The sequence below is a fragment of the Streptomyces fradiae ATCC 10745 = DSM 40063 genome, assembly GCF_008704425.1.
Taxonomy (GTDB): Bacteria; Actinomycetota; Actinomycetes; order Streptomycetales; family Streptomycetaceae; genus Streptomyces; species Streptomyces fradiae.
On sequence record NZ_CP023696.1, the window covers coordinates 5,688,901 to 5,702,288 of the forward strand.

Annotated in this window: 10 protein-coding genes; 6 read left to right on the forward strand and 4 right to left on the reverse strand. The window is 75.7% G+C overall.

The window, feature by feature from the left end; genetic code table 11:
* Nucleotides 1-6: 6 nt before the first annotated feature.
* Genes CP974_RS24930 through msrB form a run of 3 tightly spaced genes read left to right on the forward strand, consistent with a single transcriptional unit; the run spans nt 7 to nt 2,356 of the window.
* Nucleotides 7-477 carry a hypothetical protein gene (locus CP974_RS24930; protein ID WP_031129339.1) on the forward strand — a complete coding sequence of 157 codons (471 nt, stop codon included), beginning with the start codon at nt 7-9 and terminating at the stop codon, nt 475-477.
* Between the two features lie 44 nt (nt 478-521).
* Nucleotides 522-1,919: a UDP-N-acetylmuramate--L-alanine ligase gene (gene murC, locus CP974_RS24935; RefSeq protein WP_031129340.1), complete on the forward strand. Its 1,398-nt coding sequence runs from the start codon at nt 522-524 to the stop codon at nt 1,917-1,919.
* A gap of 29 nt (nt 1,920-1,948) precedes the next feature.
* Nucleotides 1,949-2,356, forward strand: coding sequence for a peptide-methionine (R)-S-oxide reductase MsrB (msrB, locus tag CP974_RS24940; RefSeq protein ID WP_031129341.1), 408 nt, complete (start codon nt 1,949-1,951; stop codon nt 2,354-2,356).
* Nucleotides 2,357-2,484: 128 nt separating this feature from the next.
* Here msrB and CP974_RS24945 read toward each other — a convergent pair whose 3' ends face one another.
* Nucleotides 2,485-3,180, reverse strand: coding sequence for an HAD family acid phosphatase (locus CP974_RS24945; RefSeq protein WP_051839057.1), 696 nt, complete (start codon nt 3,178-3,180; stop codon nt 2,485-2,487).
* A 135-nt stretch (nt 3,181-3,315) separates the two neighbouring features.
* Between CP974_RS24945 and CP974_RS24950 the strand changes: the two genes are divergently transcribed.
* Both CP974_RS24950 and CP974_RS24955 read left to right on the forward strand, forming a co-directional pair.
* The gene (locus tag CP974_RS24950) at nt 3,316-3,960 is read left to right on the forward strand and encodes a nucleoside/nucleotide kinase family protein (RefSeq protein ID WP_031129343.1); all 645 of its coding nucleotides are present in this window, start codon (nt 3,316-3,318) and stop codon (nt 3,958-3,960) included.
* Between the two features lie 291 nt (nt 3,961-4,251).
* Nucleotides 4,252-5,124, forward strand: coding sequence for a LysR family transcriptional regulator (locus tag CP974_RS24955; RefSeq protein ID WP_031129344.1), 873 nt, complete (start codon nt 4,252-4,254; stop codon nt 5,122-5,124).
* Between the two features lie 176 nt (nt 5,125-5,300).
* Here the strand turns inward: CP974_RS24955 and treZ are convergent, their stop codons facing one another.
* Nucleotides 5,301-7,067 (reverse strand): malto-oligosyltrehalose trehalohydrolase, encoded by a 1,767-nt coding sequence (treZ, locus tag CP974_RS24960; RefSeq protein WP_031129345.1) that lies wholly within the window; start codon nt 7,065-7,067, stop codon nt 5,301-5,303.
* A gap of 190 nt (nt 7,068-7,257) precedes the next feature.
* Between treZ and CP974_RS24965 the strand changes: the two genes are divergently transcribed.
* Nucleotides 7,258-7,809, forward strand: a complete 552-nt coding sequence (locus CP974_RS24965) for an FHA domain-containing protein (RefSeq protein WP_031129346.1) — start codon at nt 7,258-7,260, stop codon at nt 7,807-7,809.
* A gap of 74 nt (nt 7,810-7,883) precedes the next feature.
* Here CP974_RS24965 and treY read toward each other — a convergent pair whose 3' ends face one another.
* Nucleotides 7,884-10,361 (reverse strand): malto-oligosyltrehalose synthase, encoded by a 2,478-nt coding sequence (treY, locus tag CP974_RS24970; protein WP_031129347.1) that lies wholly within the window; start codon nt 10,359-10,361, stop codon nt 7,884-7,886.
* A gap of 283 nt (nt 10,362-10,644) precedes the next feature.
* The gene (gene glgX, locus CP974_RS24975; protein ID WP_031134655.1) at nt 10,645-12,885 is read right to left on the reverse strand and encodes a glycogen debranching protein GlgX; all 2,241 of its coding nucleotides are present in this window, start codon (nt 12,883-12,885) and stop codon (nt 10,645-10,647) included.
* Between the last annotated feature and the right edge of the window lie 503 nt (nt 12,886-13,388).

The following is a 13,388-nucleotide window of genomic DNA, read 5'->3' on the forward strand; positions in this document are numbered from 1 at the left end:
CCGAAGGTGTTCACAAGCGTGCTGATGATCGAGAAACCGCTGTCGTCCGTGGACGTGGACTTCGTCACGACCCTGCACGGGGACGAGGCCGTCTCCTTCATCGTGCTCATGCAGCCCCGCGGCGACCAGGCCGACGCACTGCTGCGCGCCATCGACGACGTCGCCGTCGGCGCGCTGAAGGACGCCGCCAGGGAGGGCGAGGAGCCGTCCGGCAGCGAGGCGCGGCGTCCCGCGGAGACCGCCCTGGAGCGGTCGGTGCAGGCCCTGCGCGACGCCGGCTGCGAGGCCGTCGGGCAGGTCGTCGAGGACCACCCGCTGGACAAGATGAAGGCCGTGGTGGAGGAGTCGGAGGCCGACGAGGTGATCGTGCTGACCGCCCCGCACTACGTGGAGGAGTTCTTCCACCGCGACTGGGCGTCCCGCGCCCGCCACAAGGTCGGCGTACCGGTGCTCAAGCTCTTCGCGCACAACGAATAGGCTGGGCCCCCGCACGTACGCCACACCCCCGGGGAGAGAACCGCATGGCACCCGCCATCCCTGCCGCAATGGAACGGCCGCACTTCATCGGCATCGGCGGCGCCGGAATGTCGGGCATCGCGAAGATCCTCGCCCAGCGCGGGGCCAAGGTCGCCGGCAGCGACGCGCGCGAGTCCGAGACCGCCGCGTCGCTGCGCGCCCTCGGCGCGACCGTCCACATCGGGCACGCGGCCCACCACCTCGCCGACGACACCAGCGGCGTCGTCGTCTCCAGCGCCATCCGGGACGACAACCCGGAGCTGGCCCGCGCGCGGGAGCTCGGCATCCCCGTCGTGCACCGCTCCGACGCGCTCGCCGCGCTGATGGACGGCCTGCGCGCCATCGCCGTGGCCGGTACGCACGGCAAGACCACCACCACGTCGATGCTGGCCGTCGCCCTCACCGAGCTGGGCCTCGACCCGTCGTACGCGATCGGCGGCGACCTCGCGGGCCCCGGCACGAACGCCCGGCACGGCGCGGGCGACCTCTTCGTCGCCGAGGCCGACGAGAGCGACCGCAGCTTCCAGAAGTACGTCCCCGAGGTCGCCCTCGTCCTCAACGTCGAGCTGGACCACCATGCCAACTACGCCTCACTCGAGGAGATCTACGAGTCGTTCGAGGCGTTCGTCGCGAAGATCCCGCACGGTGGCACCCTCGTCGTCGGCGAGCACGCGGGCGCCCGCGAGCTGGCCGGACGCGTCTCGGGCCGCCCCGGACTGGACATCCTGCGCGTCGGCGAGTCGGAGGACTCCTCCGACGTGTGGATCCGCCGCATCACCCCGCACGGCATGACCAGCGAGGTCACCGTGGTGCTCGACGGCGCCGAGCACACCTTCACGGTCTCCGTGCCCGGCCGCCACTACGCCCACAACGCCGCCGCGGCCCTCGCCGCCGGCTCCCGCGCGGGCGTCGACCCGGCCGAGCTGGCCCGCGCCCTCACCGCGTACACGGGCGTCGGCCGCCGCCTCCAGTCCAAGGGCGAGGCCGCGGGCGTGCAGGTCATCGACTCCTACGCGCACCACCCCACCGAGATGACCGCCGACCTGGAGGCGATGCGCGCGGCCGCCGGGACCGACCGCCGCCTCCTCGTCGTCTTCCAGCCGCACCTGTTCTCCCGCACCCAGGAGCTGGGCACGGAGATGGGCCGGGCCCTCGCGCTCGCCGACGAGTCGCTCGTCCTCGACATCTACCCGGCCCGCGAGGACCCGATCCCGGGCGTCACCAGCGCCGTGATCACCGAAGCGGCGACGGCGGCCGGGGCGCGGGTCACCGCCGTCCACGACAAGGCGGAGGTCCCCGAGGCGATCGCGGGAATGGCGCGGCCCGGCGATCTCGTTCTCACCATGGGCGCAGGCGACGTCACGGACCTCGGCCCGAGGATCCTCGACCGCCTGGCGCACTGACGGTCCGAGCCGAGGGAGCTGACCAGACCATGCCGTACGAGGTCGACAAGCCGGACGAGCAGTGGCGCGCCGAGCTGTCCCCGCGGGAGTACCACGTCCTGCGCGAGGCCGGCACGGAGCCGCCGTTCACCGGCGAGTACACCGACACGAAGACCAGGGGCGTCTACTCCTGCCGCGCCTGCGGGGCGGAGCTCTTCACGTCCGAGACGAAGTTTGCCTCCCACTGCGGCTGGCCGAGCTTCTACGACCCGAAGGACACCGACGCGGTCGAACTGGTCGAGGACCGCACCCTCGGCATGGTCCGCACCGAGGTCCGCTGCGCCCGCTGCGGCTCCCACCTGGGCCACGTCTTCGAGGGCGAGGGCTACCCGACCCCGACGGACCAGCGCTACTGCATCAACTCGATCTCGCTGAGGCTCGCCCCCGAGGGGGAGTGACCTCGCGCGGACGCCCGTCCGGCGCGGCCCCGGGCGCCCCGCCGCGGAGGCCCGGACGTACCGCGACCGCCGCTCCCCTCGGGGGTGCGGCGGTCGCCCCGTTCCCGGTGGCCGGACGGCCGGGTGGGTCAGGAGAGCTTGCCGTCGTAGTCGGGGAGCTTGAAGGTGCGTTCGGCGTGGCCGCCGGCCAGGTCGCTGGGGCGGTTGCCGATGTTGGCGATGATCTTGTAGCCCTTGGCCTCGATCTCGGCGCGCTTCTCCGTCTTGTACGCGGAGACCTCGGCGAACAGGTCCGGCAGGTCGCGGACGTACAGGCCGTCCACCGGGTAGCCGACGGAGCGGAGGTTGCGGGCCGTCAGGTCGTGGATGATGCCGGGGCGGGCCGTCACGAAGAAGACGTCGACGCCGCGGGTGTCGGCGTAGCGGGCCAGGTCGAGGGCGGGGCGGACGGCCGGGGTCGGGTACTCCCAGAAGTAGTGGAAGTCCGTCTCCAGGGACGTGTTGTCGATGTCCAGGACGATCGCCAGCTTCTCGCCGGAGGCGTTCGCCGTGCGCTGCTCGATGTACGGTCGGGCCGAGGCCAGGGCCGCCGCCACGTCGCGCTGCCAGGCCGTGTAGTCCACGCCCTTGAGGTGGGCGATGCCGCCCGTGGCCGCGACGGCGGCGGCCGGGCGGGCGGGCGCCTCGGCCGGGGCCGCGGCCTGCGCCTGGACGGGCCAGGCCAGGGCCAGGGCCGCGGTGGCGGCGACGGTGAGGGCGCGGCGGCGGGCGGTGCGTCCGGGGAGAGCGGGCTTGCGTCCGGGCAGAGCGGTGCCAGCGGGCATGGAGGTCTCCTTCGTGGGGGGTCGCGAGCGTTCCTTGCCATGCTCGTGTCACATAGTGGACGGAATGCGGCGCTCCGGCTACCGGTCGGTAGCCACCAATCGAGAAACTTCACGCAGCCGGACAACGGAGGCCCCATGGACGCCACGCCCACCGTCGACGCACGGCGGCTCGACGCCCTCACCGCCCGTGCCCGCCGCCTCGCCGTCCCCGGCGCGCGGCGCCTCCTCGGCCTCGCCGGCCCGCCCGGCGCGGGCAAGTCCACCCTGGCCGCCCGCCTGGTGGAGGGGCTGGACGGGCTCGCCGTCCTCGTCCCCATGGACGGCTTCCACCTCGCCGGGGCCGAGCTCGACCGCCTCGGCCGCGCGGAGCGCAAGGGCGCCCCCGACACGTTCGACGCCGCCGGGTACCGGGTGCTGCTCGCCCGGCTTCGGGCCGCCGAACCGGGCGTCACCGTCTACGCGCCCGCCTTCGACCGCGCCCTGGAGGAACCGGTCGCGGGCAGCGTGCCCGTCCCGCCCGACGTGCCCCTCGTCGTGACCGAGGGCAACTACCTCCTGCACTACGACCCCGCGTGGGCACCGGTCCGTCCCCTGCTGGACGAGGTCTGGTACGTGGACACCGACGACGCCCTGCGGGTGCGGCGCCTGGTGGCCCGGCACGTCCGGTACGGCAGGGACCGCGCCGCCGCCGAACGGTGGGTGCGCGAATCCGACGAGGCCAACGCCCGGCTGGTCGCACCCGGCCGCGCCCGCGCCGACCTCGTCGTCCGGGTCGGCTGACGCGGGCGCGCGGGGCGGACTCGGGCGCGGCGGCGAGAGCGGGGCGGGGGGCGGAAGGCCGCGGGGAGGGCGGGCACGGGCGGCGCGCGACGGGGTGCCGGCCGCCATGCGGCCCGCCGGTACGGGGCGCCGGTCGCCGATGCGGCCCGCCGGACAGGCGGGGGCGACCGGGGCGGCGCCGGAGGGGGCTGCCGGGTGCGGGGCGGGGGCCTGACGGAAGGCGCCGCGGCCGTGCCGCCGGGTGCGGGCTCGGCTGACGGGCGCCGGGGCCGACCGGCCAGACTGGGCCCCATGGACGCCCATCTGCTGCGCACGTTCGTGACGGTGACCCGGCTCGCCTCCTTCCCGGCCGCCGCGCGGGAACTCGGGTGCTCCCGCGACACCGTGGCCCGGCACGTCGCCACCCTGGAACGGCACCTCGGCCTGCCCCTCCTCACCCGGCGGCCCGTCGTCCCCACCGTCGCCGGCGCGCGCCTGCTGGAGCACGCCGTGCCGCTCCTGCTGCGCCTCGACGCGGCCGGCGCCGAACTGGCCCGCCTCGCCGCCGCGCCCGACGGCGAACTGGCCGTCGCCGCGGCCCCGCTGGCCGTCGGCGCCCGGCTGCTCGCCGCCCTCCCGGCCGCCACCGCCCGCGTCACCCTGTCCGTACGGCCCCGCGACGAGATACCCGCCGCGGTCGCCTCGGGCGCCGCCGCGCTGGGCCTCGTGGACGGCGTCACCCGCGCCGGGGACCAGGACCCGCTTCCGCCGCCCGGCACCGAGACCCTGACCGCGCTGCGTGTCGCCGAGGCCCCGCTCGCCGTCCACCTGCCCGCGACGCACCCGCTCGCCCATCGGGCCGGCCTGCGCCTGGGCGAGCTGACCGGCGCCCGCTGGGTGGACGCCCCCGCCGCGGGCCTGCCCCTCGACCACCTGCGCGCCGCCCACGGCACGTACGGCTTCCGGCCCGCCCTGCGCTACGACGGCACCGACCTGCGCACCCTCACCGCGCTCGCCGCCGCCGGGCAGGGCCTCGCCCTCCTCCCGGCCACCGTCCCCGCCGCGCCCGCCGCCACCGCCGTCCCCCTCGTGGAGCCCCGCCTCACCCACCGCGTCGTACTGCTCCACCCCGGCGAACCGTCCGCACCGGCAGCGGACCTGACCGCCCGGCTCACGACCGGCTGAGCCCCTGCCCGCCCGGGACGGCACGCACCCGCGCGCCGGGCCCGGGGAGCCCGGCGAGTGAGGCGAAGGGGCGCGCCCGTGCCGAAAGGGAGCGCGCGCGGAGGCCCCGACGAAGGAGGGGCCGAGCACGGGCGACCGTCGGCGCGGGCTCCAGCGCTTCGGAGCCGAACCGAGCCTTAGAGAGAAGCAGCCAGCACCACGCAGGACTCCGCCGGGACCAGCAGCTCCCCGCCCTCCGGGCCCGGCAGCTCCACCGGCTCCCACGCGGCGAGCACCCGCAGCCCGTCCGGCCCCAGCGGGACGCGCGCCGGACGGTCCGCCAGGTTCACCACGACCCGCACGTCACCGCGCCGGTACGCGAACCAGCGGGCCTCCTCGTCGTACGACACGTGCACCGCGGCCAGGTCCGGGTCGGTCAGGTCCGGCTCGGCGGCCCGCAGTGCGACCAGCCGCCGGTACCAGTCCAGCAGCCGGGCGTGCGGTTCGCGTTCCGGCTCGCTCCAGTCCAGGCACGAGCGGTCGCGCGTCGCCGGGTCCTGCGGGTCCGGCACGTCCTCCTCCCGCCAGCCGTGCTCGGCGAACTCCCGCCGCCGCCCGCGCCGCACCGCGTCGGCCAGCTCCGGGTCCGTGTGGTCGGTGAAGAACTGCCACGGCGTGCCGGCGCCCCACTCCTCGCCCATGAACAGCATCGGTGTGAACGGCCCCGTCAGCACCAGCGCCGCCGCGCACGCCAGCAGGCCGGGGGAGAGGGACGCCGCGAGCCGGTCGCCCTGCGCGCGGTTGCCCACCTGGTCGTGGGTCTGCGCGTACCCGAGGAAGCGGTGCGCCGGCGCGTGCTCCACGTCCACGGGGCGGCCGTGCGTGCGGCCCCGGAAGGACGAGAAGGTCCCGTTGTGGAAGAACACCTCCCCGAGCGTCTTGGCCAGCGCGGCCAGCGGCGCCCGCGCGAAGTCCGCGTAGTACCCCTGCGCCTCGCCGGTCAGCGCGGTGTGCAGCGCGTGGTGGAAGTCGTCGTTCCACTGGGCGTGCAGCCCGAGGCCGCCCTCGGCGCGCGGAGTCGTCGTCCGCGGGTCGCACAGGTCCGACTCCGCGACCAGGAACAGCTCCCGCCCCCGCTCGGCGGCCAGCCCGTCCACCGCGGCCGACAGCTCCTCCAGGAAGGTCAGCGCCCGCGTGTCGGCGAGCGCGTGCACCGCGTCCAGCCGCAGCCCGTCGATCCGGTAGTCCCGCAGCCAGGCCAGCGCGCTGCCCAGCAGGTACGCCCGCACCTCGTCCGAGCCCGGCGCGTCCAGGTTCACCGCGGCGCCCCACGGGGTGTGGTGGGTCTCCGTGAAGTACGGGCCGAAGGCCGGCAGGTGGTTGCCGGAGGGGCCCAGGTGGTTGTGGACCACGTCCAGCACCACGCCGAGCCCCAGCCCGTGCGCCGCGTCCACGAACCGCCGCAGCGCCGCCGGGCCGCCGTACGGCTCGTGCACCGCCCACAGCGACACGCCCTCGTACCCCCAGCCGTGCCGCCCCGGGAACGGGCACAGCGGCATCAGCTCCACGTGCGTCACGCCCAGCCGCACCAGGTGGTCCAGCCGCCGCGCCGCCGCGTCGAGCGTGCCCTCGGGCGTGTACGTCCCCACGTGCAGTTCGTACAGGACCGCGCCGCGCAGCCCGCGCCCCGGCGGCTCGTGCCGCCACGCGTACGCGCCGTGGTCCACCACCGCGCTCAGCCCGTCCGGCCCGTCCGGCTGGCGCCGCGACCGGGGATCGGGCAGCACCGGGCCGCCGTCCAGCGAGAACCCGTACCGCGCCCCGTCCGGTACGCCGCCGGAGCCGCCCGCCGCCACCGTCCACCACCCCTCGCGCAGCGGGTCGCGCTCCATGGGGTGCCGGGCACCCTCCAGCTCCAGCTCCACCCGCTCGCGCGCGTTCGGCGCCCACACCTCGAACAGCACCGGAGATCCCCTCGTCGTCGACCGGCCACCCGTACCGGGACCATCCTGGCAAGCCGCGCGGCGGTAGGCACGGCACTTCGCCGCCGGTGCCGCGGGGCCGCCCGGTGCCGCCGGGCCGCCCGGTGCCGCGGGGCCGCCCGGTGACGGCCCGTCTGGACACTGCGGGCCCCCGCGGCCGACAATCACCCTCGTGACGTCGCCTTTCGAGCCCCAGGCGCATCCCGCCCGGCTGTCGGACGCCGAGCGGGACGCGGCGCTGGAGCTGCTCCGCGAGGGCGCGGTGCAGGGCAAGCTGTCCCACGACACGTTCCTGCGCCGCATGGAACTCGCCCTGACCGCCCGCCACTCCGAGGAGCTGGCGGCGCTCACCCACGACCTGCGGGAGCGGGACGGGGCCTGGTCGCGGCGGCTGTTCGGCGCCGTCGAGAAGGTCTCCGCGTTCTCGGTGCGGCTGCGCCACGCCTGGCAGGCCGAGCGGCTGCCGAAGCTGCTGCTGCCGGAGCCGGGCCCGCACCCGCTGCGGATAGGGCGCGACCCGGCGAACGGGCTGCGGCTCAGCCACGAGACGGTCTCCCGGCTCCACGCCGAGCTGGGGATGCAGGGCGGCCTGTGGGTCCTGCGCGACCTCAACTCCACGAACGGCACCACCGTGAACGGCCGGCGCGTGACCGGTACGGTCGTCGTCCAGCCGGGTGACGCGGTCGCCTTCGGCCACATGGCCTTCCGCCTCGCCTCCCGCTGAAGGCCACGGCGGCTCCGGGCAGGCTCCGGAGCGAGCGCCCCGCCGGACCGTCGCCTGCGCCCGTACGCCCCCGCTCACCCGGCGCGGCTCAGCAGCGCCACCGGCCGCTCGGCGAAGATCTCGGCCACCGCGACCGGGCGCCCGCCGTCGAGGATCCGCGAGCCGTCCAGCACGTCCACCCAGCGGCCCCCGGGCAGCGTCAGCGCCGTACCGGCCCAGCCGCCGGCCTCCGCCAGCCGCAGCGACAGCCGCGTCACCGCCGTGACCACCCGGTCGGCGCGCAGGAACGCCACGCAGTGGCCCGCCGCCGGCCCCTCCGCCGCCAGCGGCGTGTACGTCCCCGAGGCGCCGAAGACCTCCGGGTGCCGCCGCCGCAGCCGGAGCGCCGCCCGTGTCACCGCCGTCTTCTCGTCCGGCCGCACCCGCCGGAACGGCGCCCGGTTGTCCGGGTCGACCAGCGCCTCGTACACCGCCTCGGTGCCCTGGTACAGGTCGGGTACGCCCGGCATGGTCAGGTGCAGCAGCGCGGCGCCGAGCACGTTCGCGCGCACATGCGGGTCCAGCTCCCGCGCCAGCTCCGCCAGCGGGTGCGCGCCGGGCCCCGCGGGGCCGCCCGCCACGAACCGCGCCGCCGCCGCCTCGTACGCCTCGTGGGGCTCCGTCCAGCTCGTGTGCAGCCCCGCCTCGCGCACGGCCTTCAGCAGCGCCCCGCCGAGCCGCCCCTCCACCGGGCCCCCGCCCGCCGCCTCCGTACCGCCGGCCGTACCGCCGGCCGCACCCCCAGCCGGGCTGCCGTCCGCCGAGCCCCCGCCAACCCGGCCGACCCCGCCAACCCCGCCGACCCCGCCGCCCGCGCCCGCCCCGCCGTCCGCCCCGCACAGGCCGAGGGCCGTCTGCCACGCCGCCCACGCCAGCTGCCCGTCCGGCGCCGCCACCCGTGCCACGTCGCCCAGCAGCTTCGCCCACCGGCCGGGGCACTCCGACAGCACGGCGATCCGCGCCCGCACGTCCGCGCTCCGCTTCGTGTCGTGCGTCGACAGCACCGTCCCGGTCGCCGGCCAGTCCCGCGCGATCCGCGCGCAGTACGCGTGGAACTCCGCCGGGTCCACCGCCGGCCGGCCCGGATCGCCGCCCACCTCGTTCGCCGAGAGCAGCGGCACGTACCGGTAGAACGCCGTGTCCTCCACCGACTTGGCCCGCAGCGCCGACGCCGTCTGCGCGAACCGCGCCCGGAACGCCGCCGCGTCCGGCCCCTCCCCGAGCCGGCCCAGCGCCAGGTCCCGTACGACGTCCACCGCCGCCGCCTCCTCGGGCACCGCGAACGCCGCCCGCGCCTCGGCCGCCGCCTCCCCGGTCAGCACGTCCTCCCCACCGATCCGGTACGGCCGGTACACCGGCACCCGGATCAGCAGCTCCCGCACCGCCGCGCGCAGCGCCCACGGGGCGTGGTCCCGCAGCCGCGGGTCCGCCGCGCACACCCGCGCGGCCGTCCGGGTCAGGTACGCCACCTCCGCCGCCAGCTCGTGCGTCACCACCTTGTACGCGGCCCGGCGCGCCGTCGCCGCCCAGTGGCCGCCCCGGTCGCCGGGCGGGGCGGCGAACCGCCGGTAGAGCGCCTCCAGTTCGGCCGCGCCCGCCCCGTCCACGAACAGGCCGTCCACGCGGCGCAGCGCGTCGTAGCCGGTCGTGCCCGCGACCGGCCAGCCCGCCGGGAGCCGCTCGTCACCGGTGAGGATCTTCTCCACCACCGTCCAGCAGGCCCCGCCCGTCGCCCGGTCCAGCGCGTGCAGGTACGCCTCGGGGTCCGCGAGCCCGTCCGGGTGGTCGATGCGCAGGCCCTCGACCACGCCGTCGCGGACCAGCTCCAGGATCTTCGCGTGGGTGGCCTCGAACACCTCCGGGTCCTCGACGCGCACCCCGATCAGGTCCGAGATGGTGAAGAACCGCCGGTAGTTCAGCTCGGTGCGGGCCAGCCGCCACCACGCCGGCCGGTACCACTGCGCGTCCAGCAGCTCGGCGAGCGGCAGCCCCGCCGTCCCGGCGCGCAGCGGGAACACCTGCTCCCCGTACCGCAGCACCCCCGCCTCCGCGTCGACCCGCAGGTCGTCCAGCACGTCCCCGAGCCGGGCCGGCAGGACCGGCAGCAGCACCTTGCCGCCGCCCGCCTCCCAGTCGACGTCGAACCAGCGGGCGTACGGCGACGAGGGGCCGTCGCGCAGCATCTCCCACAGCGCGCGGTTGTGCGGGAGGGCGGCCGCCATGTGGTTGGGCACCAGGTCGACGACGAGGCCCAGGCCGTGCGTCCGGGCGGTGCGGGCCAGCTCCCGCAGCCCCGCCTCGCCGCCCAGCTCCTCCCGTACCCGGCCGTGGTCGGTCACGTCGTAGCCGTGCGCCGAGCCGGGCACGGCCTCCAGGACCGGCGACAGGTGCAGATGGGTGACGCCGAGGGAGGCGAGGTACGGCACCGCCTCGGCGGCGGCCCCGAACGGGAACGCGGGCTGGAGCTGGAGCCGGTACGTGGCGAGGGGGGAGCTGGGCGCGTGGGACGTCATGGACACGTACGTACCCGCCCGTGCGCCGCGCCTCTCCTCGCCCCAGCCGATGACCTCGTTCGGCCGACCCGCCCCGGCGGCCCGCACCCCGGTCGCCCGCGCGCCCCGGCGGCCTGCACCCCGGTCGCCCGCCCCTGGTCGCCCGCCCCGGCCGGTGCCGGCCCGCCCCGTCCGGGGCGACGCTCCCCGCCTCCGGCCGCCACCCGCCCCGGAGCGGCCGGGAGCCGGAGCGGCCGGGAGCCGGCGCGGCCGGCGGGGGCAGGGCCGGCCGGTAGCGCGGGTGCTACGCCGGGCGGCGCAGCACCGTCAGACTGCGGCCGACCAGGGTGAGCCGGTCGCCGGCCGCCACCTTGTCGCCCTGGCCCGGCGCGACGCCCTCCGGCTCGGCGGTGTCCACGACGACCTGCCACTGGCGGCCGTGGTTGACCGGGACGACGAACTCCAGCTCGTCGGCGCCCGCGTTGAACATCAGCAGGAACGAGTCGTCGGAGATCCGTTCGCCGCGCGGGCCCGGCTCGGAGATGGCGTGCCCGTTGAGGAAGACCGACAGCGCCTTGGCGTGGGCGGCCTGCCAGTCCCGCGCGGTCATCTCCCGGCCGTCCGGCCTGAACCACGCGATGTCCGACAGGTCGTCGTGGGTGCCCTCGACGGGGCGGCCGTGGAAGAAGCGGCGGCGCCGGAACACGGGGTGGTCGCGGCGCAGCCACACCATCGACCGGGTGAACTCCAGCAGCGCCCTGGCCTCCTCGCGCTCCCGGGCTTCCCGCTCCAGCTCCCGCTCCCGCTCCTTCTCCTTCCCCTCCGCCTTGGCGTCCTTGCCACCGCCCCTGGCGCCCTTCCCGCCGTCGCGCTCCTTCCCGCCCTCGTCCTCCCTGCCGGGCCAGTGCACCCACGACAGCTCGCCGTCCTGGCAGTACGCGTTGTTGTTGCCGCCCTGCGTCCGGCCGAACTCGTCGCCGTGGCTGAGCATCGGCACGCCCTGGGAGAGCAGCAGCGTGGCGATGAAGTTGCGCATCTGGCGCATCCGCAGCGCCCGGACGTCCGGGTCGTCGGTCTCGCCCTCGGCGCCGCAGTTCCAGGAGCGGTTGTGGCTCTCGCCGTCCCGGTTGTCCTCGCCGTTGGCGTCGTTGTGCTTCTCGTCGTACGAGACGAGGTCGCGCAGGGTGAAGCCGTCGTGGCAGGTCACGAAGTTCACGGAGGCGAGCGGTCGGCGCCCGTCGTCCTGGTACAGGTCGGAGGACCCGGTCAGCCGGGAGGCGAACTCGGCGAGCGTCCTCGGCTCGCCGCGCCACAGGTCGCGGACCGTGTCGCGGTACTTGCCGTTCCACTCGGTCCACAGCGGCGGGAAGTTGCCGACCTGGTAGCCGCCCTCGCCCACGTCCCACGGCTCGGCGATCAGCTTGACCTGGCTGACCACCGGGTCCTGCTGGACCAGGTCGAAGAAGGACGACAGCCGGTCCACCTCGTGGAACTGGCGGGCCAGCGTCGCCGCCAGGTCGAAGCGGAAGCCGTCGACGCGCATCTCCGTCACCCAGTACCGCAGCGAGTCCATGATCAGCTGGAGGACGTGCGGGGAGCGCATCAGCAGCGAGTTGCCGGTGCCGGTGGTGTCCATGTAGTACCGGGGGCTGTCCTCGACGAGCCGGTAGTACGAGGCGTTGTCCAGGCCCCGGAAGGAGAGGGTGGGACCCAGGTGGTTGCCCTCGGCCGTGTGGTTGTAGACCACGTCGAGGATGACCTCGATGCCCGCCTTGTGCAGGGCCCGGACCGCCGACTTGAACTCCAGCACCTGCTGGCCCCGGTCGCCCCAGGAGGCGTACGCGTTGTGCGGGGCGAAGTAGCCGATCGTGTTGTAGCCCCAGTAGTTCGCCATCCCCGCGTCCACCAGCCGGTGGTCGTGGACGAACTGGTGGACCGGCATCAGCTCGATGGCGGTGACGCCCAGCTCGGTGAGGTGCTCGATGATCGCCGGGTGCGCCAGCCCCGCGTAGGTGCCGCGCAGTTCCTTGGGGAGCGCCGGGTGGAGCATCGTCAGGCCCTTCACATGGGCCTCGTAGATCACCGTGCGGTGGTAGTCGGTGCGCGGCGGCCGGTCGTCGCCCCAGTCGAAGTACGGGTTCACGACCACGGACGACATGGTGTGGGGCGCCGAGTCGAGGTCGTTGCGGGAGTCCGGCCGGCCGAAGTGGTAGCCGTAGACCGCCTCGTCCCAGTCGATGGTCCCGGCGACGGCGCGGGCGTACGGGTCGAGGAGCAGCTTCGCGGAGTTGCAGCGCAGTCCGCGCTCCGGCGCGTACGGCCCGTGCACGCGGAAGCCGTACCGCTGGCCCGGCATCACCCCGGGCAGGTAGGCGTGGCGCACGAAGGCGTCGGTCTCCCGCAGCTCCACGGCCGTCTCCGAGCCGTCCTCGTGCAGCAGGCACAGCTCGATCCGGTCGGCGGCCTCGGAGAAGACCGCGAAGTTGGTGCCGGCGCCGTCGTAGGTGGCGCCGAGGGGGTAAGCCTGTCCCGGCCAGACCTGCATAGATAAGACTCTTCCATTCTGATCCGGCTAATGGGTCACTCCGCCTGATACTCCCTGAAATCATTCGCTCTGCCTAGGACGCCGGACGGTCCTACCGGGTGACCGGAGAGCGGCGCGGTGCGGTGTTCTGGCCGGAAATCGACCCTCTTGGGAGGCCGGAGAGGGTCCCCTCGGGCCCGCTGGGCGATCGCGCCGGCGCGGCCGGGGGAGGGGCTGCCCGGTCGCCGCCGCACCGGGCGGCCGGTTGCGGCCCGGCGCGGCCCGGGCGGGCGGCCGGGCGGTCGCGCGGGCCCGCCGGGGTGCGGAGGGGTCAACTCCGCACCCTTCGGTACGCCGTTCCCCCCTCACCCGCACGGGTGAGCCTCGCCGGGCCCGGCGACATGGTCGCCCACCACTATGAATCAGCTCACTCCGCCCGCACCGGACTCCCAAACCACCGCGGAAACCAAGGGACGTGGGCGAACGGGCCTGTCCATCGGGCTGCATCGCGTCGCCCTCCCGGA